This window comes from Chloroflexota bacterium, from assembly GCA_009840355.1.
Lineage (GTDB): Bacteria > Chloroflexota > Dehalococcoidia > Lucifugimonadales > JADFKI01 > Bin90.
On sequence record VXNZ01000011.1, the window covers coordinates 24,651 to 49,159 of the forward strand.

A 24,509-nucleotide genomic window follows, 5' to 3' on the forward strand; every position below is an offset into this window, starting at 1 on the left:
AAGACTTGACCGACTTGTCGAAGGGCAAACCCTGATGGAGAGCGACTGATGACGACGACAACTCGCCGCGGACCTGTGCGGCAAGCGCCGCTGCCACACACGAACGGCGCGCGACCAGCCACGCCGCGACACATCCTTGACCTGGACGATTTCACGCGCGAAGAGATCGAGGTGGTGCTGCAGAACACGGAAGTGATGCGCGAGGTGTTGCAGCGCGACATCAAGAAAGTGCCAACGCTGCGCGGCAAGACCATCATCACGCTATTCTACGAAGCCAGCACGCGGACGCGCGTGTCGTTCGAGCAGGCGGGCAAGATACTCAGCGCGGATGTGATAAATGTATCCGGCAGCGGGAGCAGCGTGGAAAAGGGCGAGTCGCTGTACAACACAGCGCTCACATTGCAGGCGATGAACGCGGACATCATCGTGATGCGCCACCCACACTCGGGCGCGCCGCACTTCCTATCGCGCTTCCTGAACTCTGCCGTCATCAACGCGGGCGACGGCACGCACGCGCATCCCACGCAGGCGCTGCTTGATCTGTACACCATCCGCGAGCACTTCGGCAAAGTCGAAGGCTTGAAGGTCGTCATCGTGGGCGACTTGTTGTACAGCCGTGTGGCGCGCTCCAATCTATGGGGGCTGACGAAGATGGGCGCAGATGTAACGCTATGCGCGCCGCCAACGCTGATACCGTCCGACTTCCTAGGCGGCATCGGCAACGGCATAGAGGACGGCGCGCCCGAGCATCCCTTCGCCGGCGTGAAAGTCGAGACGAATGTGGAACGCGCGCTCGCCGATGCCGATGTGGTGATGGCGCTGCGCCTGCAATCGGAGCGGCAGGAAGCGGGACACCTGCCCACTTTGCGCGAATACTCGCGGATGTACGGCATCACGCCGCGCCGCATGCAGCTCGCCAAGCCCGACGCGCTGGTAATGCACCCGGGGCCCATGAACGAAGGCATAGAAATCGACCCGGAAGTGGCGCACGGCGCACAGCAGGTCATCGAAGAACAGGTCACGAACGGAGTAGCTGTGCGAATGGCGCTGCTGTATGCGGCAGTTACACCGCGCGTTAGCTAATATCAATGGACAGCCCTTCGACAAGCTTAGGACAGGGATAGGGAGGATAAAGTTGACTGAAACGCCTCGCCAAAGGGCGACCGCCATTGTTGTCCGTGACGGCCGCATATTGGTTGTGCGCGACAAGTTCAGACCCGCGTTCATGCTGCCCGGCGGCGGGATTGACGAGGGTGAATCGCCTGAAGATGCCGTAGTACGCGAACTTGAAGAGGAGACAACGCTGACCGCGACCGCTGTGCAGTATTTGTTCACGCACGACGGCAAGTATAACCACCACTATGTCTTCAGCGTTGAGGCGGACGGCGCTGTGGACATTTCGCGTGATCCACTTGTAGTGGAATACGCTTGGTGGGGCGGTGGTCCCGATGTACCGGTACATCCGCATGTGAACGCGATACTGCGCCGCGTGGGCATAATAGAAAGGAGAATTAGACACAGGGCTACCGCAATAGTGATTCGAAATGGCAAAGTCCTGCTCGTGAGGGAACCGCAGGATGTAGAGTTTGAATTCCCGGGCGGCGGAATTGAAGATGGCGAACTACCTGCGGATGCCGTCGAACGAGAACTGCGCGAAGAGACCGGATTGACCATGGGCAAAGCCGACTATCTCTTCGACTATTGCGATTACTGGGCAGCAGACGACCAAGACTACTTGGGACGGGTTCACGCCGTCTTCGGCGTGAAGGCTGCCGGAGATGTCGTACTGGGCGACGAACACTGCGAATTCGCCTGGTGGGACGGCTCAGTGAAACTTCCCCTATTCGACTATGTAGAGCCGATGTTGGAAATGCTGCAAGGAGAGAGCGAGTGGCGCACTCAGGAATGATTCTCATCAAGGGCGGCAGGCTGATAGATCCGTCGCAGGACATGGACGGCATTTGCGACTTGCTTGTGGAAAATGGCGTGGTAAGCGGTGTGGCGCAGAACATCGCGCCGCCGGAGCACGGCGCAGTCATCGATGCTGCCGGAATGGTCGTGGCGCCCGGCTTCGTTGATGTGCACTGCCACCTGCGCGAACCGGGCTTCGAGGACAAAGAGACCATCGCATCCGGAACGCTTGCGGCGGCGCGCGGCGGCTTCACGACCGTCTGCGCGATGCCCAACACGAACCCGGCAATGGACACAGCCGCCACACTGGAGTATGTGCTTCGCAAGGCGCGCGACGAGGCGACCGTGCGCGTGCTGCCTATCGGCAGCGTAACGAAGCGCAGCGCAGGCGCGGAACTCGCGGAAATGGGCGAGCTTGCGGACGCGGGTGCTATCGGCTTCAGCGACGACGGCAACCCTATCTTCAACGCAAACATCATGCGGCAGGCGCTCGCGTACAGCTCGGCGGTAGGATTGCCCGTTATCAACCACTGCGAAGAGCCGTCGCTGTTCCATGGCGGCTCTATGAACGAAGGCTGGGTGTCCAATCGGCTCGGATTAAAAGGCATACCCAACGCATCCGAGGACATAATGGTCGGGCGCGACATTGAACTCGCGGCGCTTACGGGCGGGCGCTACCATGTGGCGCACTTGACCACGGAGGGCTCGCTCGAATTGGTGCGCCGCGCGAAGGAACGCGGCATGACGAATGTGAGCGCGGAGGTTACTCCGCATCACCTAACGATGACGGATGTTGCGGCGCTGGGCAGAACGGCGGACGGCAGCTCTATCAACTGCATGTTTGCGCCGCTTACGCCCGCCGCCTACGACACCACGGCGAAGGTCAACCCGCCGCTGCGCGCAAAGAAGGACATGAACGCGCTGGTCGCCGGGTTGCGCGACGGAGTCATCGACTTCATCGCCACCGACCACGCGCCGCACAATTTCACCGGCAAGCAGTGCACATTCCACGAGGCGGAGTTCGGTATCAGCGTGTTCGAGACGGCGCTCGGGCAGCTGATGGAGCTGGTGCACAGCGGCGCGATAGAGCTGCCCTTGCTGATTGATAAGCTCACTGCATCGCCCGCGCGATTCCTGCACCGCAACGACATCGGCACGCTCCGACAAGGCGCCGTAGCGGACATCACCATCATCAACCCGGATGAGGAGTGGGTTGTGGATACGGCGCAGTTCGCGTCCAAAGGCAAGAACACGCCGCTGCAGGGCGCCACCCTGCGTGGGAGAGTGCATGCGACGCTGGTTAGCGGGGAGGTGGTGCAATAGTGACAAACCTATCAGATTCGGAAGTTCGCGGGGCTTTGGACAGGGTTTATGCTATAGAATCGTCGGCGCTTGACGATGAACTGATGTAAATGCAGTTGGCATCGCTGCCGGAAGAGGACTGGTAACGCAGTAAGAAGGGTAACTCAGTTGGGCAGGATGAGAGGCTTGGCAAATAAAATCTGGTCGGACTACAAGACCGAGGCAATCTCGTGCGGATTTGGTCTTCTAGTATTGGTGGCACTTGTCATTTCCTCGTATGTCACTGATCTTGACCCTAACGCCGCAGTACAGTCCTTTACCTTAGTGGTTCTGGTCATTGTTACGATTGTATATGCAAAGGCCATTCATAAGACTTACAAGGCGACTTCGGAGCAAGTCAACACAACTAAGGAAGCAGTAAGAGTTGCTGTTGACTCAGAGCGAAATTCCTTTGCTCCGATTGTTTTGTTGACACTCCGGTCTTACGGAACAAGTGGGATAGATGCCCAATTTGAAAACATTGGTCGGGGACCTGCATTGAATCTCTCGGTCTGGCTCGAAAAACCTGAAGACAGTTCCTTTGACTATTTAGAAAACAAAAGCAAGAAGCATAACGCCATAGTCAAAATGGGACAGTCTGTGCTCCTGAGTTGGAGCCCATTTAGTGCGCAACAGCCACTGCCTGAATACAATACTGGTTTCAGCATGGTCGCGGAATACACTGATGTCTACCTTCGGCGTTTCCAGTCGAAGATTGTAATTGCCTCACTTAAAGAGACCTTTCATTACGGTCTGGCAGAAGCTGCATAGAAGAAGCCGAAACTCACCTAAGGATGATTGAGCGCACAAGTCATTTTGTAAGACCTTATAATTCGCAAGAGAAATATCGGAGTACCCACAAACCAATGCCAAAACCAACACCAGCCCACCTAGTTCTTGAAGACGGCTCTACTTATCGCGGGTATGCGTTTGGCGCGCAGTCTTCCGCGTTTGGCGAGGTTGTCTTTGCCACTTCCATGACCGGCTATCAGGAGATGCTGACCGACCCGTCGTTTGCCGGGCAGATTGTCGTGCCCACTTATCCGCTCATCGGCAACTACGGCATCAACTCGCGCGATGTGGAATCGCGCCGCGTCCAGGTCTCCGGCTTCGTAGTACGCGAACATAGCCTTCGCCCCAGCCATTCTCTCAGTGACATGACGCTGCACGAATACCTGCAATCCGAGGGCATCGCGGGCATTAGCGGCGTGGACACGCGCGCCATCACCCGCCGACTACGCACGCAGGGCGTGATGATGGGCGCAATCGGCGTCGGAGAGCCGCCAGAAAAGACTTTGGCGCGCCTAGAAGAAATCCCCGCTTACGGCGATCTGGACTTCGTGCGACAGGTTTCGACTGAGAGCGCATACGACTGGAACAGCCCGCTTTGGCAGCAGCCGGCCCCTGAGACCACGCGCCGCATCCTAGTCAGCGACTTCGGTTTGAAGTACAACATCCTGCGGATGCTGCGCTCTCGCGGCTGCGAAGTTGTCGCCATGCCCGCCACCGCGTCGGCGCAGGACATACTCGCGCGCAACCCGGACGGCATCATGCTATCGCCCGGGCCCGGCGACCCTGAGCTTCTGGACTACGCCGTTGAGACGACCAAGGGGCTGCTCGGCAGGCTGCCGGTGTTCGGGATATGCCTCGGCAATCAGGTCGTCGGACGCGCGGTAGGCGGCAGCACATACAAGCTCAAGTTCGGGCATCGCGGGGCGAACCACCCAGTCAAAGACTTGCAGACAGGGCTGGTAAACATCACCGCGCAGAATCATGGTTTCGCTGTCGATCCGGACAAACTGCCGTCAGAGGTCGAGGTTAGCCACATCAACCTGAACGACGACACCGTAGAGGGTTTGCGCCATACATCGTTGCCTGTGATGACGATACAGTATCATTCGGAAGCGTCCCCGGGTCCGCTCGATAACGAGTATATGTTCGACAGGTTCATGGAGATGATCGACTACGCGGAGGGGTGACGCGATAACTGCAAAATTTGCTATAAATCTACTATATTTCATCAGAAGATTCGTTGAAGTTAGCGACAATGAAAATAAGGCTCTGGATATAAACTATATGATGAAGATGAAACGCATTGCACTTCCGGTCATGGCTATTATTGTCGCGGTTGCATTTGCCGCCGTTGTTGGGTGGCTGGTACCGGACAACGAAGCCCAGGCGCAAACGGGTTTGCCCACCACCCCCGCTCCCGCTAACGTGCAGGCGGTCAATGGCGCCAATCCCGGCGAGGTGGTGGTGTCTTGGGAGGCGGTGTCCGGCGCTTTGGGTTATGTCATTCGCTGGGTGGACAATGATGCTGCCTGGGACGCTCATTACGCCGGTCAGGACTGGCAGAATCTCGTCCTGACCTATAATGTTGACGGAAGCGAAACGACTACGCACACCTTAACGGTCAGCAATCCGACTAACGGAGCAGCGCAGTACCAGTTCAGTGTAGGCAGCAAAAGCAGCCCGGGCGCAGAACCCGTAAATTGGTCGGCATGGCAGTTGCTGGAAGTAGAGGGAGACCCTGACGAAGAGGTACAGGCTCTTGACTCCGACGTCCAAGCCCTCGCCGCCGCGGTTCGTATTTCTAGGCTTGCCGGTGAGTTGGTTGCCTTGTCCGGCCCTACTACTCCTGCGATGACGCCGGACAGCATTACTCAATCTGAGACGGTGATAGACGAACATAAGGCAGACATGGAAGCGCAACTGGCGATACTTGCCGAGGCAGCCCGCCCCGAGCGGACCGGCGAGATTACTAGATTAGTGAGAGATATGGGATCCGACGCGGATGTCATCCAGCAAGGCAGGCAGCCATTGTGGGGTTTGCTCGTTGCCGGTCTAGCAAACAGGCGGAGCGTGACTGAAGACAGCGCCATAGTAATAGTCCCTGCTACCACCACCAGCTTAGACGACGAATTCTATGAACTGGTGGCTGATTCAGATAGTCACTCCACAGAAGAATTACTCCGCTACATACATTTGACAAATTTGACGTCAACCTTGGATCTTGCAACCCCCACGCTCTTTGGGGCGAGTACGCAGGATAATCCTGCATTGGCAGGGCAACTCCACGAGCTATTCGATGGGAGGGCTGCCGCCGCTGCTCGGGACATTGAATATCTGCGGGAGCTTGGGGACCCCGAGTTGGATGAAGTGCTCCAACTCACTCAGGAAATGTTCGACCGCGGGCAGGGAGATAACAACCTCTTCGACGGCTTGTATCATCGACTCGCCTTGATAACACAGGAGCGAGTCTTGGTTGCTAAGGTCGCGAACGTTCAGCGCCAGTTACTGCTTGAAGTTGACGGCATTGTGGCAGACATACAGGGCGACTCTCAACCGTCAACGGCGCCTGTGGCAGTGGCCATGGTGCCGGGGGTTACTGACAGTGAGATTAAGTTTGGGCAATCCGCCGCTTTGACGGGACCCTCGGAGGCATTAGGCAAAGGGGTGCGACTTGGCATCTTGGCCGCTTTCCACGAAGTGAATCAGGCGGGCGGCGTCAATGGCCGACAACTGACGCTTAAGACACTCAACGACCATTACGAACCCTTCTTTGCGTTTTCAGGCACGAATCAGCTGATTAATAGGGAGCGTGTATTCGGGCTGATTGGCTCAGTGGGCACGCCGACTACTCGCGCTGCGTTGCCGACGGTGGAAGCCAGCGGCGTTCCTTTCGTGGGAGCGTTCACCGGTACGCAGTTGATCCGACGCGATGATCAGTCCAATGTGCTCAATGTGCGGGCATCCTACCACGATGAGACCGAGACTATGGTTGATTACCTAGAAGAGAATGGCAAGAACAAGGTGGCGGTGCTGTATCAGAACGACTCTTTCGGCCATGACGGGCTGGAAGGAGTTAAAAATGCGCTGGAAAAGCGGGATAGCATGGAACTGGTAGCGGCCTGGTATTACATCCGCAACACCTCTGCAGTGAAGTCGGCAGCTTATCGTATCGCCAATGCCGAGCCGGACGCTGTCATCATCATCGGTTCTTACACTCCGACGGCCGAATTCATCAAATACACGCGCCTCAGGCTTACGGATGCCCCCATCTTCATGGCGGTGTCATTCGTCAGCAGCGACGCGCTCAAGAGTCGGCTTGCGGAACTCGACCAATCCCTAGAAGACGTTTTCGTGACCGAGGTGACGCCTCCGCCCACCGATGAAAGCAACTCTCTGGTCGCCAGGTATCGGGCCGCCCTATCCGCATACGACTCCGAGGCAGAACCCGAGTTTATCTCGCTGGAAGGCTATATGGCGGGACGTCTGGCAATCGCGCGGTTGCAAGAGTGTGGTCTTGATGTCACACGGGAGTGCTTCCTTGACGTCTTTGATGAAACCACGCTTATAGACATAGGCGGTTTTGAGCTCGAATTCGGCCCCAAGGATAACCAAGGGTCTGACAATGTATCTCTGAGGGCAATCGCGCCCGAATAGGTAGCGCGTACCGGCTGACGGCGTGACCGTCAACTTCCCCGATAAGATGGCTGAATATCTGTGGTCGAAGGGGATTGGTCAAATGTGATAAATCTGAGGATCGCACATCTGGCTCACCCTCATCAAGAGAGAAGGGATAAGCGTGCGGCAATTATGCCCACCGAAAGGAAATAGACCGTGCGGAAGTTCATGAATGTCGCGCACCGCGGCGCGTCTTCGTATGCGCCGGAGAACACTTTCGCCGCCTACGACAAGGCGCTGGCGATGGGTGTGCATCATATCGAGCTCGATGTGCACCTGACGCGCGACGACCACATCGTGGTCATCCACGACGACACGGTGGACAGGACGACGGACGCTCAAGGTAGAGTAGCGGACTTCACTCTGGCGGAACTCCGCGCGATGGACGCGGGCGGCTGGTTCGGCGCTGAATACGCAGGAGAGCGGATACGATCGTTGGGCGAGACGCTGGAGTGCTACAAAGGTAGGCTGTACTTTCACATCGAGATAAAGCAGCGTGAGATTGCGGGCGGACTGGCGCGGCGCACGATAGACATGGTGCGCGGCTATGGCTTGACGGATAGTGTAACCATAACTTCGTTCCGCAAGGAATGGCTTGAAGAGGCAGCAGCTTACGATTCCGTCCTACCCAAGGGTTGGCTTGTGCCGATGGGACCCGTCGCGACATGGGACGACTCTATTATTGAGCAGTCGAAGGAACTCGGTCTGACACAGATATGCCCTCGCGCAGACATAACGACACCGGACCTGGTGGATAGGATTCGCGCCGAAGGATTCGTAGTTCGCTGCCAGGGTCTGTACAACGAGGACCTTATGCGCCATGTCGTAGATGTGGGCGCAGACGGCGCAACCGTGAACTTCCCGGACAAGATGGCGGAGTATCTTAGGGTGAAGGGTATCAGTCAGACCTAAATGCAAATGCGTTTATAGGGACCAAGAGGACTCCAGCAATGACAACGACAGATGAGATTAGATCAAATCTCAAAGTATCTTACGAATTCGAGAACGGGCGCGCCAGAACGATACACAAAGGCATTACGTTTTGGGACGGCGGAGAGGGCGAAACCAGCGCCGAAAACCCGATGCAAACCTTCGACGCAATGGTGTATGAGTTGCTGGGCGCAGAAGAATTCTGGTCGGACCAGTACGAAATCAAGGGGATAAAAATCACAGTTGAAATAGAGGAATCGAGAAAGCAGTGAACGAAAAACCTTCCAAAGTCCTTGTCATCGGGTCGGGGCCCATCGTTATTGGGCAGGCGGCAGAGTTCGACTACGCCGGCACTCAGGCGTGCAAGTCGCTGCGCGAAGAAGGCGTTACCACCGTGCTGGTGAACTCCAACCCAGCCACGATTATGACGGACGAAGACATCGCCGATATCGTGTACATCGAGCCGCTGACGGTCGAAGTGCTAACGCGCATTATCGCCGCGGAGCGTCCGGACGGCGTGCTGCCCACGCTCGGCGGACAGACAGGACTCAACCTCGCCGTGGACCTCGCGGACGCCGGCGTGCTCGAAAAGTACGATGTGCGCCTGCTCGGTACTCCCCTAGCGACCATCCGCAACGCAGAAGACCGCGAGCTGTTCAGGCAGCTGCTGGCGGACATCGGCGAGCCGGTGCTGCCCAGCGCAATCGTCGAATCTATGGAAGAGGCGCACGAAGCGCTCAAGACGCTGCCGCTGCCGCTGGTCGTGCGCCCGGCGTACACACTTGGCGGCACGGGCGGCGGCATTTGCCACACGATGGACGAGTTCAACACCATCGTCGCAAGCGGTCTAGCCGCAAGCCCCATCAGTCAGGTTCTGCTGGAACGTTCGCTCATCGGCTGGAAGGAAATCGAGTACGAGGTGATGCGCGACGCCGCCGACAACTGCATCACCATCTGCAATATGGAGAACATTGACCCGATGGGCGTGCATACCGGCGACAGCATCGTGGTCGCGCCCAGTCAGACGCTCTCCGACAAGGAATACCAGCTGCTGCGTTCTGTCAGCCTGAAAATAATCCGCGCGCTTGGCATCGAAGGCGGCTGTAACATACAGATGGCGCTCGCGCCGGGCGATGTTGTCAGCGAGACGCTGCCCGACGGCGGCGGCAGGGACAACGAATACTACATCATCGAGGTAAACCCGCGCGTCAGCCGCAGTTCTGCGCTGGCAAGCAAGGCGACAGGCTATCCCATCGCACGTGTCGCTGCGAAGATCGCCGTGGGAAAGCGCCTCGACGAAATCCCTAACGCCGTAACGCAGCAGACTGTCGCCGCGTTCGAGCCCGCGCTCGACTACTGCGTGGTGAAGATTCCACGCTGGCCATTCGACAAGTTCCCGGCGGGCGACCGTTCCATCACCACGCAGATGAAGGCGACCGGCGAGGTGATGGCTATCGACCGCTCGTTTGAGGCGGCGTTCCAAAAGGCGGTGCGCTCGCTGGAAATCACCAACCGCGACATACTCTGGGAAGGCGAAGGCTGGCGTCTCGGCGATGCTGATGCGGCGCAGAATGGCGCGGAACGGGCGAGCGGCGGCGACACTGATGCAATGCTGGAAGGGCTGAACGGCGCGCGGCTGCCGCTGAACCCGAACGACGAACGCCTGTGGGCACTGCTGTACACACTGCGGCGCGGCGTCAGCCCGGAAGCGCTCTCGCGCGCGACCGGCATCGACCCCTGGTTCACGCGCGCGTTCCAGAACATCGCGCTGATGGAAGAAGAACTGCTGTCTTCGCACTTGGACGCGGACAGGCTCTGGCGCGCGAAGCGGCTCGGCTTTTCGGATGTAAAGATTGGCGAGCTGACCGACCGCACCGCGCAGCAAATCCGCGACCTGCGCCACGAGTGGGACCTGCGTCCCGTGTACAAGATGGTGGATACCTGCGCCGCCGAGTTCGAAGCGCTCACGCCCTACTTCTACAGCACATACGAAGAAGAGAACGAAGCCATACCGATGAACACGGGCAAGGCGCTCGTAGTGGGCAGCGGGCCGATACGCATCGGGCAGGGCATCGAGTTCGACTACTGCTCTGTGCACGCGGCTTGGGCGCTCGACGAAGAGGGCGTCTCCAGCATCATGGCGAACTCCAATCCGGAGACCGTATCGACCGACTTCGACACCAGCGACCGCCTGTACTTCGAGCCGCTTGACGAAGAGAGCGTGCTGGACATTCTGGAAAACGAAGCGCTCACCGAAGACGGCTCCGAGTTGGACTTCCCGCCTTCCATCGTGCAGTTCGGTGGACAGACGGCGATCAACCTATCGCAGACGCTCGACAGCGTGGAGATGCCGATACTGGGATCTACGGCGCGTTCCATCGACATCGCGTCCGACCGCCACCTGTTCGAGGAGTTTTTAGCGAGAACGGGCATCCCCAATCCACCAGGCGCGGCGGTCAGCAACCTGGAACAAGCGCTGAATGTCGCGCAGCGCGTGGGATACCCTGTGCTGGTGCGCCCGAGTTATGTGCTGGGCGGCAGGGCGATGGAAATCGTGCAGAATGCCACCGAGCTTGTGCGCTACATGACGCACGCATTCGAGGCGGGAATGGGCAGGCGCGTGCTGATTGACAAGTACTTCGAGGGACGCGAAGTAGAAGTGGATGCCGTGTGCGACGGCGAGAATGTGCTCATTCCCGGCATTATGGAGCATGTAGAACGCGCCGGTGTACACAGCGGCGACTCCATGGCGATATACCCGGGCCTGACACTGACCGAGGCTGAGGTTGACACAATCGTCGATTACACCACGCGCATCGGCCGCGCGCTGCAAGTCAAGGGGCTGATGAACATCCAGTATGTCGTGGTCGGCGGGCAGGCGTATCGCAGCCCTGCGACAGGCGGCGCAATCGGCAATCAGGACACTCAGGTGTTCGTCATAGAGGTGAACCCGCGCGCCAGCCGTACCATACCGTTCATATCTAAGGTAACGGGTGTGCCGATGATTAGGCTCGCGATAAAGGCGATGCTGGGCAAAAGCATCACTGAAGCGGGCTATGAAGGCGGCTTGTGGAAGAGGCAGAAGCTAGTCGCGGTGAAGGCGCCGGTGTTCTCAATGTCTAAGCTATCCGGCGTGGACACATATCTTGGGCCGGAGATGAAATCGACCGGCGAGGTGATGGGCATAGACGAGGATTTCTCGTCGGCGGTGGCGAAGGCGCTGATAGCGTCAGGCATGATGCTGCCGGAACAAGGCTCGATACTACTGACAATCGCGGACAGGGACAAGGCAGACGCCGTGCCGATGATACGCCAACTCGCGGATGCGGGCTACACGCTGTTCGCCACGGAAGGCACGGCGCGGCTGATTCACGGGCTTGGCATAGACGCCTTTGCCATACCGAAGGCGCACACCGGCGAGCATCCCAACACGGTGGACATCATCGCGGACGGCACAGTATCGGCGGTGGTAAATACAATTGAAGGCGACCGCGAATCGCTAGAAGACGGCTTCGAGATACGCCGCGCCGGCGTGGACCGCCGCATCCCCTGCTTCACATCGCTAGACACCGCCCGCGCCGCCGTAGAAAGCCTGATAGGGGGAGCGGCGAATTACAGCATTAAGCCGCTGCCGGAGTATCGCAACAGGTCGTGATATTTTCCCGGTACTCACACGGGAAGACGACAAGGCGTGTAACGCCCTGCGCCCTGCAGCGTCTGCGACAGCAGACGCCAACTATCACATATTACCCATCCTGTATATCGTTGTTAATTCCTGTTCGCGAGGTACCACCTGTGATCCCCCTCAAACTCAGCGTCAAGAATTTTATGTGCTACCGCGACGACGTGCCGGCGCTGCACTTTGATAGCATCCATGTCGCTTGTCTTTGCGGCGATAATGGGCACGGCAAGACGGCGCTGCTCGATGCTATCACTTGGGCGCTCTGGGGCGTTGCGCGCGCCACTCCTACCGGCACGGGCAGCATCAATGCGCTCCGAATGGCGGACCTGATGCACATGGGGCAGACCGACATGAGCGTGGAATTGGACTTCACGGCGAGCGACCAACTCTACCGCGTCGTCCGCAGGCACACCGTCGGCGTGCGCGGCAAGAACAGCCGCACAACTCTCGAACTACAGATTGCGACCGACGACGGCGGCGAGACTTTTCGCTCTATCAGTCGCAATACCGTCAGGGAGACCGGCATCCGTATCAGCGAAATCCTGAATATGGATTTCAAGACATTCGTCAACACCGCGTATCTCGCGCAGGGTCAGGCGGACCTGTTCACCACCAGCACGCCCACGGAGCGCAAGAAATGCCTCGCCGAAGTGCTGGATTTGTCTTACTATCAGCGTCTGTCCGATGACGCCAACACGCGCAGTCGCAGCCTGCGGAGCGATATGCAGCAGGCACTCACCGCGATCAACCTGCACTCGGAAGAGACCGCGCGCAAGCCTGAATACGAGCAGCGTCTCGCCGCTGTGAACGCCGCAATCGCGGAAACCACGCCGCAAGCGGCATCGCAGCGCAAGCAGGTCGAATGCCTTCGCGCCGAAGTGCAAAGACTGCAATCGCTCCAAACAGAGTTCGCCACCCTTGAGCAGCGTGTGAAATCGGCGCAAGCAGACGCCCGCACGCTGCGGCAACGGGTAGTTGCCGACGAAGGGCGAGCCGACAATTACCGCAAGACCATCGCCAATGCGCCGCAGATTGTGCAAGGCTACGACGCGCTCCAATCGGCGCAGTCTGAGATCGCAAGGCTGGACACAGCGCTATCACAGAAGAGCAGCTTAGACTCGCGGCGTGCGGCGCTCGCGCAGGCGATTGCCCTGCAGGAAGAGCGCATCTCATCGACGCGGCGCACATTGCGGCAGCGCATTTCTGCCGAGCTGGAACCGCGCGCCAATCGCCTGACGCAGATTAAGGAACAACAGGAGGCGCTGCTACAGCGACACGCTACACTCGCAAAACAGTCGGGTGCCGTCGAACGGCAGCGCAAGGACGCGGCTGGCATCGACACCAGCATCCGGACGCTCACGCAGGACAACGAGCGGCTGATGGCGCAGATGCAGGACACGCGCCGCAAGTTCGATATGCTTGAACAAGGCGATGCCATCTGCCCGCTGTGCAACCAGCCGCTCGGCGCGGACGGGCAGCAGCATCTCCGCGCCGAATACCAGCGCACGGGAGTTGAAAGCAAGGCGGCGTACAGCGAGAACGCCATACGAATCGACGCGCTCACGAACAAGGGGAAGAGGGCCGCCGCAGAAGTCGCCGCTTTGGAAGCGAAGCACAATTCCTCAAGCCGCGCGCTCGCGGCGGAAGACGCGAACTTGAAGCGCGACGAACAGGACTCGCTACAAGCGCAGGAAGACTTGGCTGCCGCGCGCACAGCACTCACGGACACGGAACGCGCGCTGAAAGACAAGGCGTTCGCGCAGAACGAACGCAACGAACTCGCCGGGTTGGAAACGACCATAGCCGCGCTGGAATACGACGCGGAGGCGCACCAGCAAGTGCGCAAGAATGTCAGCGAACTGCGGCAGTTTGACGCGGCGCATCACGCGCTCAATGAGGCGCAGGCGAATCTTCCCGCCGTCGATGAGGCGCTGCACACCACGCGGCAGATGCTCGCCGAGCGCCAAGCAGACATCGAAGCCGCGAACGAGCGAATGTCCGCTTTGACACAAGACTTGGAATCGCTGCCCTCGCTCACGACCGCGCTGTCCGCCGCCGTATCGCAGAGTGAACAATTGGCGGACGAACTGCGGCGCGCCGAGATAGAACGCGGCGTGCTTGAAAGCAACATCAGCCGCTGCGAGGATTTGGAAAAGCAGATAAGCGCTTTGCGGCAAGAGCACAAACGCCTAGCCCGCGACAAGAGCATCTACGACGAGCTGACCGTGGCGTTCGGCAAGAACGGCATACAGGCGCTCGTCATCGAGAGCGCTATCCCGCAGCTGCAAGACGACGCCAACGCGATTTTGGGTCGCGTTACGGACAACCGCATGAGCTTGAAGTTGGAGCTGGACGAGAGCACATCGGAGCGGCTGGAGATCCGCATCGGGGACGAACTCGGCACGCGCGACTACCTGACATTCAGCGGCGGAGAGGCGTTTCGCATCAACTTCGCGCTGCGCATTGCGCTGTCTCGACTGCTCGCGAGACGCTCCGGCGCGCCGCTGCCTGTGCTCTTCATAGACGAAGGCTTCGGCTCGCAAGACAGGTCTGGACAAGAGCGCCTGACGGAGGCAATCCAATCGATCCAGGACGAATTCGAGAAAATAATCGTCATCACGCACATCGAGCAGATGAAAGAAGCCTTCCCCGTCCGCATCGAAGTGCGCAAGAGCGAGCGCGGGTCCACATTTGCGGTGGTGTGAGCTGCCACGCCGCCGCTTGAAATATACTCGACCCAACTACACACTTGCTCCGATTACTTCAATTCCAATATCGCTGAAGATTTCGAGGCGATAGTCGTTTGTGAGGAACACACGGCATCCGTATGCCAGCGCTGCGCCAAGATGTATGGAATCCGGCGTCGAAAACCCTTACTGCGCCCTAATCAAAGTCGCTTTGTCCAACGCTTCTCGTGTGAGCGGCGCTATTTCCTCAATTCTCGTTTCGAAGAAGTTGTCAAAATACCACAGCACCTTGATACTTCCTTCTCTGACAGGCCGAATGCGACATTCCAAAATAGTCAGAGCGCTTGCTACAAGAATATCTCCGTCGATAGGCAGACGTGAATCTAGGAGTGGGTGTGCGCGCTACAGCTCAATCTCTTGCAAATCCGGCGATATTATTAAGTCGGCGTCCGTGGCGGCTTGCACTTCTTCCGCAGTCCATCCGGGCGCGATTTCGCGCAGCACCAAGCCGTCGGCGGTTATTTCCATCACGGCGATGTCCGTAACTATCAGATCGACGCAGCCTTTGCCGGTTAGCGGGTAGGTACACTCTTGCACGACTTTCGACCCGCCGCTGCGGTCGGTGTGTTCCATCGCGACGATGACGCGCCGCGCGCCAACGGCGAGGTCCATAGCGCCGCCCACATTGCCAACGCCACGCTCGGGCAGCATCCAGTTCGCGAGGTCGCCGGACGCCGATACTTGCAGCGCGCCAAGCACGGTTACATCGATGTGCCCGCCGCGAATCATCGCGAATGCGTCCGCGGAGTGGAAGAACGACATTCCCGGATGCCACGCCAGAAAATGCCCGCTCGCGTTCGTCAGATCAACATCCTCTTCACCCTCCTCCGCCATCGGGCCGAAGTTCATCACGCCGCTCTCGCTGTGATACAGCACATCGCGTCCTTCCGGCACAAACTGCGAGCACAACGAAGGTATGCCGATGCCGAGGTTCACCACATCGCAGTCTTGCAACTCCTTCGCCACGCGCATAGCGATGATTTCCCTGTCCAGCCTGTACTTCTCTTCCGTTGCTGCCATCGTGCGTAACTCCTGAGTATGTCGGCGTTTCAGACTGTCAGTGTACCAGACTTTCATATTTACCCAATGAAAATATGCTATCGTCTCGGCAGATAGACAGATTTGGCATAGCATTCACAAGCAAATAAACTCCGATGCCAATTGGCGTGCAGATGACAACATGGGCTAATCCCCGCGCGATGGAGGATATAGCAAGCCCGCGATTACGCCAATTCCCGATGTTAGCGCCATCACCACGAGACCCGTCTGCAATCCGCCGCTTAACTCAGCGACCACGCCCACGATAATGGGGCCCGCTGCAAAACCCAAGCCCGCGAACATGGCTATCAGCGCACTTACTGCCGCCACTTCACGCGGGCGTATGTCGTCGAACTCGAACGGCAGCATCTCTAGCGCGGGCACTGCTATCCACACCAAGCCCAGCGCCGTAATCGCCAGAGCCAGCAGCATCGTGTCGGTTGTCAGCACGATGGCGAGCGCAAGCAGCACATTCAGCAGCGCGGGAACGGCAAGCAGCACCCGCCGATTGCTGAACTTCCAGTTTACCCATCCGCCCGCAAGCGCGCCGGGTATCAGGCCGTAATACAGGAAACCCAGCAGAGGTCCGCCCAGCGTTATTTCGATGCCTCTGTCTTCCTGCAGCAGCGTGGGCAGGAATGTTACGATGCCCGTCCACACCGATGCCAGCGAGAACATCGTTATCGCGATTAGCCAACCTTGCTTGTATTTTCGCAGCGCCGATAGGGGATTAGTCGGCTGGTTTTGCAGGGCATCGTCGATGTCCTGCGCCGGTGCCTTGCTCTCACGCGCGACGAGAACGAAGGCAATCGCCTGAGCTGCGACGAATGCCGCCTGCAGGTAGTATGCGCTTCGCCAGCTTCCGAGCCAGACTATCAGCAGCGCGCCGGCGCTGACCGCGATAGCAAGCAGCAGGCTGTGCAACGACAAGCCGACCGCGTTGATTAGGGCATACTGCCGCCTTTCTGCCCATTGATGGAACAGCAGCGGGCGCACGGCTATCGTGAGCGAGTGGAACAGAACCGCCAGAAAACGCGCCACGAACAGCATAAGGAAGCCGTTCGCAAGCCCTTGCAGAAGCAGCACGGGCGCGACCACAAGCATCGAAAGCCAAGTAATTGAGACGGGACGGTAGCGCGAGAACCAGACGCCGAACGGCAGCAGCGCAACCGCCGCCGTAACCCACCACACGCCTTGCAGCAACCCGACTTGCACCGGACTAAGCGCGAGGTCTTGCGCGATAAACGGCAGCAGCACACCCAGCACGAACGACGATAGGCGCAGGCTGCTCAGCTGCAGTTGGCACAGCATCAGCACGATCCACCCTCGCAGGGATGTGCGTTCTATGCCGTCAGGATGCGAAGTTGGAGATAGCATTAATTTAAAGAACTGGCGAACTTTCGGAATAGCGAAATTGGCGATTCTCGAAGCCATGCACGGCTTAAACACGGGAGATTAGGTCAGAGAAACCTATATGTAGTATAATACTGCTGAAGTGGAGCGGGGGAGATTTACCCATTTCACAATAAGCGTTCTCGCAAGGGAGCGCATCTTTCCTTTATGAGGCATGAAAAAAAGGAGGTTTGAGCATGACTTAGCGACAGGGAACACACATACGGCGGGCGACCTGCGCCCAAATTATTTGAAACACTCCGATTTGGAGTGTTTTTATTTGTGATTAAACGAAATTGTGAATGGAGCGAATTATGAACGAACTAAATAAATCCTTGGACAACCTGAAGAAATGCCACAAGCAAACTCGTAACGAACTCGCCAAAATTCCTGAATCGACTATCATAGAAATTTATGGCGAGTCTTACTCGAAGAAACTACATCGAGAGATGAAGAGGTATGGTGATGGACATTCGTTATATGGGATACCCATGACTGTCAAGGAGTTGAAAGGCACAGATGCGGTAGTTCTAATCGGGATGTCCTCACCGAAGTTGGACAGTGAATCTGACTTCAACCCTTTCACACCATTGCATACGATACCTCACTGGCGTGACGACAAGAGATTGAAGGCACAAGTTCACTCGACTAAGAGCCAAAAGGAGTATCGTCTGCATTTCATGTCGTGGCAGCAAGAGTGCGAAATTCACGGAAAGAATGACAATCATGCCCGCAGAAATCGGAGATTGTTAGTGAACAGAAGACCCGTTCTTGAATCTATACTACAACAAGAAAGGGGTGCATCAAGGGAGTTCATCAAACTCTTAAGAAATTCGTCAGCCGATAGCGAAATCCCATGGATTGTATTGACTAACTCAATCAAAGAGCATCTTGATGACGCTATACTGAATCTCTTAGATGATCCCGATGTAATCCACATCAAAGCTGGACTCAGAAGCAAGAATTACAAAATTATGGGACTGATAGGTGATAAATTGCCATAGCTTCGACTGCGCCCTCTACAAAGTGCAGCTGAAATAGCTCGCCTTAATCATACAGGCGGCGGACACAACATACGCTCGCCGCCTGTCTTGCCAGAGCAACGCGCAAAGAAAGACCCCGCGCAAGAGCGCTTATCTTTGCGCGGGACTTCCTCACGCTATAGCAATCAATGCGATGATTGCAACATTCTCGCCGAGCGACCGCTGGATAGTGGCGACTATCGCCTCTGACTGCTTTTCGTCGAAGCCGGTGTCTCGCAACGCCTGCGCCGCGCGCAACGTGTCAAACGGAACTGGTTGCCATAACGTCGTCCCTTTCATCGTAGCTTCGCCGCAGGCTTGGCGCCGTCAGAGCAATTCGAACAGGGTGAACAGCGCGACCATTATCATCACCAACCCGCCGCCCAACACCCAAAATGAACGGTGCATATCCGCGCGCAACTCGGCTATCGCCAATTTCATGTCGGATAGCCCAGCGGCATGCTCGGATTTGGTTACAAGATTTTCGCCGAGCGAATCCTGAATGGCGACGACGATTGCCTTAGCTTGTTCATCATCGAAGCCCGCATCCTTTAGGGCATTGGCTATGCGCAGCGTGTCGAAAGTGGAAACAGCCATTATCTTTCCTCCCTTCTGCCCATTCTACCACCTCGATTGATGAGCGCGGTTCCTAATCGGCGCGCTAACGGCTATCGCTCTCGATGATACGCCTGAAGCGGCTGCGGAGCTTGCCCAAACCAGGGTCATACTCGCCCAACGGATAGTCATCCGGGTGCGCCTCTGCCCAGGCGAGAGCGATTTCACTGATTAGCGCGGCATCAACAAACCTGTTCCTCGCGCGCTCCAAGACGAACTCTTTTATCGCCCTGCGCCGCTTCGCCACTCCGTAAAGGTAGAAGGGCAGCCAGAAAGGAAGGAATATCAGGCGCAGAATCCACCTGAATATCGTTACCTGTGTGTTCAGGTTCTCATGGCTGGCGCTGGTATCTAACCTTGCCACTTCCGAACGCCAATCACGCTGCGGCTCTCTGGACATAGCATCCCTTCCATTCTGGCATTCGATAGGAGTCAGAGCCTACGCATACTTCCCCGTCAGCTGCGGGGTGGTGCCTTCGTTGCCGGCTGACTCCCACTCGTGGCGCGTCTCCCTACCCCAGGTGCGCTTCAGGTCGTCCCGCACATTTAGGTGCATCTTGCCCAGCCCCTCGACTTCCATGTCGATAGTGTCGCCGTCTTGTATCGCGCTCAGGCCGAAGTGGTTCGTGCCGGTCGCCACCACATCGCCCGGTCCGAGCGAGTGCACGGATGTTACCCACTCGATTACGCGCGGGATCTTGTGCGCCATGTCGTCGGTGTTGAAGTCTTGGCAGAGACGGTCGTTGACCCACAGCTTGACGGGCAGACTTTGCGGATCGGCGATTTCGTCCGCGGTCACGAGATACGGACCCATCGGCGCGAAGGTCTCGCGTGATTTCATCTGGTAGAACGCCGGAATCCCGCGCGCGGACACGTCGATGAAGTTGATGTAGCCGAAGATGTAGTCGTAGGCGTCTTCCGCCTTGACCTGCCACGCGGGCTTGCTGATGACCAGCCCAAGCTCCGCCTCATGCTCGAATATCGTTGCGCCCACATCCGGCAGTAGGATAGTATCGCCGTCGCCTATCACTGCGTTCGGCGACTTGTTGAAGGCGTTTATAGGCGCAAGCTCAGAGCGCGTGCCGTTCTCCATGTAGTTCACTGCCATACAGATGATGTTAAGAGGCCCCGGCGCGGGCGAGCGCAAGCGGACGCTGTCCAATGGCACGCCGTCGCTGTTGGCGAGCGCCTGCTCGATGTGCGGCTTGTGCGTGTCGAAGTCGGCTATCAGCCCTGACAGGATGTCCTGCGGGCGGACATGCGGGATGTGGCTCGCCGCGTCCGATAGGTCAACTACACTGTCGCCTTTGAGCGCGCCCAGCTTAAAGTCGTCGAAGAATACCAGTTTCATGTTTAACTCCCTTCGTTAGTAGATGTTCCATTGAACTAGTTTATCAGCCAAGAGCAAAACCGTCAGTATCGCGGCTGCTGGGAAGTCAGATGCCAGTAGCCGCATCGGTTATTGTAGTAGGCGCGGAGATACATGCCTCTGCTCAAAGCATTCTCAGCCGCGCTGTGAGCGCTTTCCCCGTCGCCATACACGATCTTCTTGCATCGTCCGCAGCGATTCCTGCCCTTGGCGTCCGTGTAGTCGGAAGGTGTGGCGAATTTCCTAATCACCAACGCTATGACGACTACGATCAGGATAGTGACTATGAGTTCCATAGCGTCAGCCCTTCTAGGCTTTATATCTTGACGATACGGTTGACATATATCGCGGGCGTGTGGACGCCGTGCCCGTCTATGTCGCCGACATTCACCACTTCGTCAACTTCCATGATGGTCGTGCGCGCGGCGGTCGCCATGACGCCGTTGAAGTTGCGTGATGTGCCTCGATAAACGATGTTACCAAGCGGGTCTGCCTTGTACGCCCGCAGCAGCGCGTAGTCCGCCTTGAGCGCGTGTTCCAGCACATGCGGCTTGCCGTCGAAATCGCGCGTCTCCTTGCCCTCGGCGAGCAGCGTGCCGGCGGCTGTGGGCGTGTAGAACGCCGGTATGCCGGCGCCGCCGGCGCGTATGCGCTCCGCGAGCGTCCCCTGGGGGACGAGTTCCAGCTCGACCTTGCCTTCTCTGTACGCGCGTTCATACGATGTCGGGCGCGATGGCGACGGCGACACGGGGAACGACGCCACGACCTTCTTGATTTGCTCATTGTCCACGAGGATACCGATGTCTATCGGGCGGTCGCCGGGTATCGTGCCGAAGCCGATGACGCTCGCAAGCCCTGCCGTGTTGCTGATAATCGTTAGATCGCGCGCGCCGTGGTCTCGCAGCGCGCGGATGAGATTTTGCGGCGTACCGCCCGGTCCCGCGAAGCCGTCTATCATCAGAGTCGCGCCGTCGGGAATATCCGCAACCGCATCGTCGAAGGACGCCACAACTTTATTTATCGCCATACGCTCAACTGCCCCAAAATGGTTATTCCGCCCTTATGCTGCCGCCTACTGCCGATTCTAACATGGCGGATTCTACCATGCTTGACAAGCGCGGCGGCTTGGGCGGCGGGACGAATCAATCACCATCCTACCCAACCTGTCCATCCCCATCCCGCCCATCGATGCTAATTCGCCTACGCCCTTGAGCGACGAGGCGGCGCGAAGACGACCAACAGCGTCAGCGTCTCCGTGATGGAGTGGAACTTGTGCGGCGCCGCCGTTTCCACGAACACGACCATCCCCGCCCGCACTTGCCTGTCTTCGTCTCCGACGCGAAGCATGCCCGAGCCGCTGACGACATAGTAGATTTCGTCCTCAGTGTGCGGCTGCTGCGGGTCGTCGTCACCGGCAGGCAGCACATACAGTCCGAGGCTCAGTGTGTCCGTGTCCGCAGTGAAGAATTCGAGGTAGCGCTCGCCGAGTTCGCCTTGCTCCGATATGAGGTCTGCCATTTCAAATATGTCCATTGACTTCCATACTCCCTTCCAAGTTTGCCGCGCATATCATAAACTAGATTGCATGACGAACATAAGCGTGCGCGACGCAACTCGCGCGGACATAAACCGAATCGCCGGGTTTCAGCAGGCGATGGCGATGGAAACGGAAGGCAGAACGCTCGACGCCGACACCATACGGCTCGGCGTTACGGCGGTGTTCGACGACCCGTTGAAGGGCTTTTACATCGTCGCTGTCGCGGATGAAGCGGACGGGGATGCGGGCGGCGATTCAGACGATAATGACGATACGGGCAAGGTCGTGGGCAGTCTGCTCATCACATACGAGTGGAGCGATTGGAGCGCGGCGACTTGGTGGTGGATTCAGAGTGTGTATGTCGATGCGGCTTGGCGGCGCAAGGGCATCTATCGCACGCTGTACGAGCACATTCTCGCAATGACCGATGGGCGCGACGATATTTGCGGCATTCGCCTGTATGTCGAACGCACGAACACTGTGGCGCAGCAAACCTACGGCGCGCTCGGCATGAGCCACTCGCATTACGACATGTACGAGATTGTCTTCTAGTCGTGAAGGGTATGGGGCGCTTGGACGGCGTGAATAACATAAGCGGAAGAACGATTGGACAAGGCGGCGCATTACACACGCCGCCACTGCATTTGTGAGGACAGAAGATGCTGCCAGAAAATGTTAGGGACTTTATCGCTAAAAATGACAAGGCCGTGCTCAGCACGTTCCGGCGCAACGGTGCGGCGCAGCTGAGCATCGTCGTCGTGGGCGCATACGGCGACGGCGCGGCGTTCACCACGACGGAGGATCGCGCAAAGCTGCTCAATCTGCGGCGCGATTCGCGATGTTCGCTGCTGGTGTCGCAGGACAGCTGGTGGGGATTCGTGGTGCTGGAAGGCACGGCGCGCATCCTGTCCGCGGACAACACGGATGCCGGAGAACTGCGGCAGGCGTTCCGCGAAGTGTATCGCTCCATATCCGGCGAGCACCCGGACTGGGAGGAATACGATCGCGCAATGGTCGAAGACAAGCGCGCCGTGGTCGTGGTCGTGCCTGATCGCATCTACGGCACGGCGCTATAGCGTGTAACGGCAGCGGCGAAATCACCCGGCGCACCGTAAACTCATTACGCCATGCGCATTATCCCGTCGGCTCCAACGGATTAAAAATCTCGTAGCCCTCGCGCGGGTGTGGTCCCTGCAGTCGCACATCGTCCGCGCATAGCCAGAGCTTGAGACTAGGCTGCCCCGGCGGCGGCATATCGCGCGGCGGTATCACGATTATGTCGCCGATGAAGTATGCCCTGAAGCAGCCGTCGCGCTCTTCTCGCGGGAATGTGAGACTGCCGTCGAATGTCAGCGTATCTTCGCCGGTCGCCACAATGCGGCTGCCGGAGACAAACACCGTACCCTGCACGCCGTCGAACTTGCCCGTGCCTTCTACGACACGCAGCCATCGCTTCCACTGCCAGAACTCACCGTTGTCCGACGGGCATGCGAATCCGAGAGTCTGCACCATCACCAGCCCATCGCCGTCCGGCGTCTCCCATGTGAAGCTGTTCGAGCCTTCGACGGGAACGCTGCAAGAGCCGCGCTCTCCGGTAACATCCGACCAGTCTTCGGTAAAGCGAAACTGAAGTGTGCCTACGCCCATCTCGCCCGCGTCAAATTCGCCGACAAGCTCGATCTTGCACCTGCCCGTTGAGTCGCATTCGTCCGCATTCGTAATGACCGAATTGCCAGAGCCGCTGCCATCGAAGTCCTTGGGCCAGCCGAACGCGTGGGAGGCATCGCTAGTCAGCGCCGCTAAAAGCAAAAAGACCGCCAGCGCAACGGCAGCCAGCAACACGGCTCGCGCCCTAGTTAAGGGGACTATATGGCTCATGCGCTCACTATTTCCGACCTAGCATTTCGTTGGGATTGGATGGATGAATTGGCATTCAGGAGTCCCTTCCCATTATGTGGGCTTAATGTGGGAAAGTTAGAATGGGAGCATGACTTGCGCGGCGCAATCATAACATATTTCACAGACATGGTTCACAGTATGCGTTTGCGCCAAGCACGCACTTTTGCGCTACAAACGCTTTTCTTCATAGCGTGGGAAGTCCACAGGAGTGATGATGTCAATAGCAACGCCGGCGCAGACTAGGCGTTCGAGCACAAGCAGGTCGCTGTCACCGGTCACAATGCAGTCGGCATTGCCAGCGACCGCAGTGCCGAGAATCGCATCGTCGTCAGGGTCGCGGCAAATTTGCGCGGGGAAAGTAGCGGGTTCGACGATTTCCACATCGGGGAGTATAGACTGAATGACATTAGGAATCGCTTCGGCTCTAACTCTAAACTTTCGAATGAGTACTCGCCAGAACTCATTCAGTCAATACAAACTCTGAAAGGACTACTGTATCTGTTTGTTTCTAAGCAATTGAATTGCGTTGCTGCCCGCACATACAATCACAGCTGATGAA

Annotated in this window: 23 protein-coding genes; 13 read left to right on the forward strand and 10 right to left on the reverse strand. The window is 57.9% G+C overall.

Going from position 1 to position 24,509, the window contains the following annotated elements; all coding sequences use genetic code 11:
- The first annotated feature begins 48 nt into the window (after positions 1-48).
- The 10 genes from F4X57_02520 (at position 49) to F4X57_02565 (ending at position 15,036) form a co-directional block, all read left to right on the forward strand.
- On the forward strand, positions 49-1,083 hold the full coding sequence (locus tag F4X57_02520; protein MYC06043.1) for an aspartate carbamoyltransferase catalytic subunit: 1,035 nt from the start codon (positions 49-51) through the stop codon (positions 1,081-1,083).
- Positions 1,055-1,909: an NUDIX domain-containing protein gene (locus F4X57_02525; protein ID MYC06044.1), complete on the forward strand. Its 855-nt coding sequence runs from the start codon at positions 1,055-1,057 to the stop codon at positions 1,907-1,909. The genes F4X57_02520 and F4X57_02525 overlap by 29 nt, the downstream gene beginning before the upstream one ends.
- Positions 1,906-3,234 carry a dihydroorotase gene (locus F4X57_02530; protein ID MYC06045.1) on the forward strand — a complete coding sequence of 443 codons (1,329 nt, stop codon included), beginning with the start codon at positions 1,906-1,908 and terminating at the stop codon, positions 3,232-3,234. Before F4X57_02525 ends, F4X57_02530 begins: the two co-directional genes overlap by 4 nt.
- Before the next feature lie 165 nt (positions 3,235-3,399).
- Complete coding sequence (locus tag F4X57_02535; GenBank protein MYC06046.1) at positions 3,400-4,023, forward strand: hypothetical protein; 624 nt, start codon at positions 3,400-3,402, stop codon at positions 4,021-4,023.
- A gap of 95 nt (positions 4,024-4,118) precedes the next feature.
- Positions 4,119-5,231, forward strand: coding sequence for a glutamine-hydrolyzing carbamoyl-phosphate synthase small subunit (carA, locus tag F4X57_02540; protein ID MYC06047.1), 1,113 nt, complete (start codon positions 4,119-4,121; stop codon positions 5,229-5,231).
- Positions 5,232-5,328: 97 nt separating this feature from the next.
- Positions 5,329-7,698, forward strand: coding sequence for an ABC transporter substrate-binding protein (locus F4X57_02545; GenBank protein MYC06048.1), 2,370 nt, complete (start codon positions 5,329-5,331; stop codon positions 7,696-7,698).
- A gap of 177 nt (positions 7,699-7,875) precedes the next feature.
- A complete protein-coding gene (locus F4X57_02550; protein ID MYC06049.1) occupies positions 7,876-8,631 on the forward strand; it encodes a hypothetical protein in 756 nt (251 codons plus the stop codon).
- Between the two features lie 38 nt (positions 8,632-8,669).
- Positions 8,670-8,921, forward strand: coding sequence for a hypothetical protein (locus tag F4X57_02555; protein ID MYC06050.1), 252 nt, complete (start codon positions 8,670-8,672; stop codon positions 8,919-8,921).
- A complete protein-coding gene (gene carB / locus F4X57_02560; GenBank protein ID MYC06051.1) occupies positions 8,918-12,304 on the forward strand; it encodes a carbamoyl-phosphate synthase large subunit in 3,387 nt (1,128 codons plus the stop codon). The genes F4X57_02555 and carB overlap by 4 nt, the downstream gene beginning before the upstream one ends.
- Positions 12,305-12,444: 140 nt before the next feature.
- On the forward strand, positions 12,445-15,036 hold the full coding sequence (locus F4X57_02565) for an SMC family ATPase (protein ID MYC06052.1): 2,592 nt from the start codon (positions 12,445-12,447) through the stop codon (positions 15,034-15,036).
- Positions 15,037-15,420: 384 nt separating this feature from the next.
- Here the strand turns inward: F4X57_02565 and F4X57_02570 are convergent, their stop codons facing one another.
- Complete coding sequence (locus F4X57_02570; protein ID MYC06053.1) at positions 15,421-16,098, reverse strand: 3-oxoacid CoA-transferase subunit B; 678 nt, start codon at positions 16,096-16,098, stop codon at positions 15,421-15,423.
- A gap of 165 nt (positions 16,099-16,263) precedes the next feature.
- On the reverse strand, positions 16,264-17,550 hold the full coding sequence (locus tag F4X57_02575) for an MFS transporter (protein MYC06054.1): 1,287 nt from the start codon (positions 17,548-17,550) through the stop codon (positions 16,264-16,266).
- 272 nt (positions 17,551-17,822) lie between these two features.
- On the opposite strand from F4X57_02575, the gene F4X57_02580 reads away from it, so the two are divergent.
- Complete coding sequence (locus F4X57_02580) at positions 17,823-18,512, forward strand: hypothetical protein (protein MYC06055.1); 690 nt, start codon at positions 17,823-17,825, stop codon at positions 18,510-18,512.
- Between the two features lie 345 nt (positions 18,513-18,857).
- On the opposite strand, the gene F4X57_02585 is transcribed toward F4X57_02580, so the two are convergent.
- From F4X57_02585 to F4X57_02610, 6 genes are all read right to left on the reverse strand, one after another.
- Positions 18,858-19,127, reverse strand: a complete 270-nt coding sequence (locus F4X57_02585; protein MYC06056.1) for a DUF1640 domain-containing protein — start codon at positions 19,125-19,127, stop codon at positions 18,858-18,860.
- A gap of 64 nt (positions 19,128-19,191) precedes the next feature.
- Entirely contained in the window at positions 19,192-19,545 is a 354-nt protein-coding gene (locus F4X57_02590) for a hypothetical protein (protein ID MYC06057.1), read from the reverse strand.
- Between the two features lie 39 nt (positions 19,546-19,584).
- Entirely contained in the window at positions 19,585-20,496 is a 912-nt protein-coding gene (locus tag F4X57_02595; GenBank protein MYC06058.1) for a fumarylacetoacetate hydrolase family protein, read from the reverse strand.
- A 62-nt stretch (positions 20,497-20,558) separates the two neighbouring features.
- Positions 20,559-20,810, reverse strand: a complete 252-nt coding sequence (locus F4X57_02600) for a hypothetical protein (GenBank protein MYC06059.1) — start codon at positions 20,808-20,810, stop codon at positions 20,559-20,561.
- Positions 20,811-20,830: 20 nt separating this feature from the next.
- Positions 20,831-21,541: a 3-oxoacid CoA-transferase subunit A gene (locus tag F4X57_02605; protein ID MYC06060.1), complete on the reverse strand. Its 711-nt coding sequence runs from the start codon at positions 21,539-21,541 to the stop codon at positions 20,831-20,833.
- A 173-nt stretch (positions 21,542-21,714) separates the two neighbouring features.
- On the reverse strand, positions 21,715-22,047 hold the full coding sequence (locus tag F4X57_02610; protein ID MYC06061.1) for a cupin domain-containing protein: 333 nt from the start codon (positions 22,045-22,047) through the stop codon (positions 21,715-21,717).
- Between the two features lie 52 nt (positions 22,048-22,099).
- Here F4X57_02610 and F4X57_02615 point away from each other — a divergent pair, with 52 nt between their 5' ends.
- Both F4X57_02615 and F4X57_02620 read left to right on the forward strand, forming a co-directional pair.
- Positions 22,100-22,603 carry a GNAT family N-acetyltransferase gene (locus F4X57_02615; protein ID MYC06062.1) on the forward strand — a complete coding sequence of 168 codons (504 nt, stop codon included), beginning with the start codon at positions 22,100-22,102 and terminating at the stop codon, positions 22,601-22,603.
- 107 nt (positions 22,604-22,710) lie between these two features.
- On the forward strand, positions 22,711-23,127 hold the full coding sequence (locus F4X57_02620; protein ID MYC06063.1) for a PPOX class F420-dependent oxidoreductase: 417 nt from the start codon (positions 22,711-22,713) through the stop codon (positions 23,125-23,127).
- Positions 23,128-23,185: 58 nt separating this feature from the next.
- Here F4X57_02620 and F4X57_02625 read toward each other — a convergent pair whose 3' ends face one another.
- Positions 23,186-23,929 (reverse strand): hypothetical protein, encoded by a 744-nt coding sequence (locus F4X57_02625; protein ID MYC06064.1) that lies wholly within the window; start codon positions 23,927-23,929, stop codon positions 23,186-23,188.
- A 189-nt stretch (positions 23,930-24,118) separates the two neighbouring features.
- Entirely contained in the window at positions 24,119-24,418 is a 300-nt protein-coding gene (locus F4X57_02630) for a putative toxin-antitoxin system toxin component, PIN family (GenBank protein ID MYC06065.1), read from the reverse strand.
- Positions 24,419-24,509: the final 91 nt, after the last annotated feature.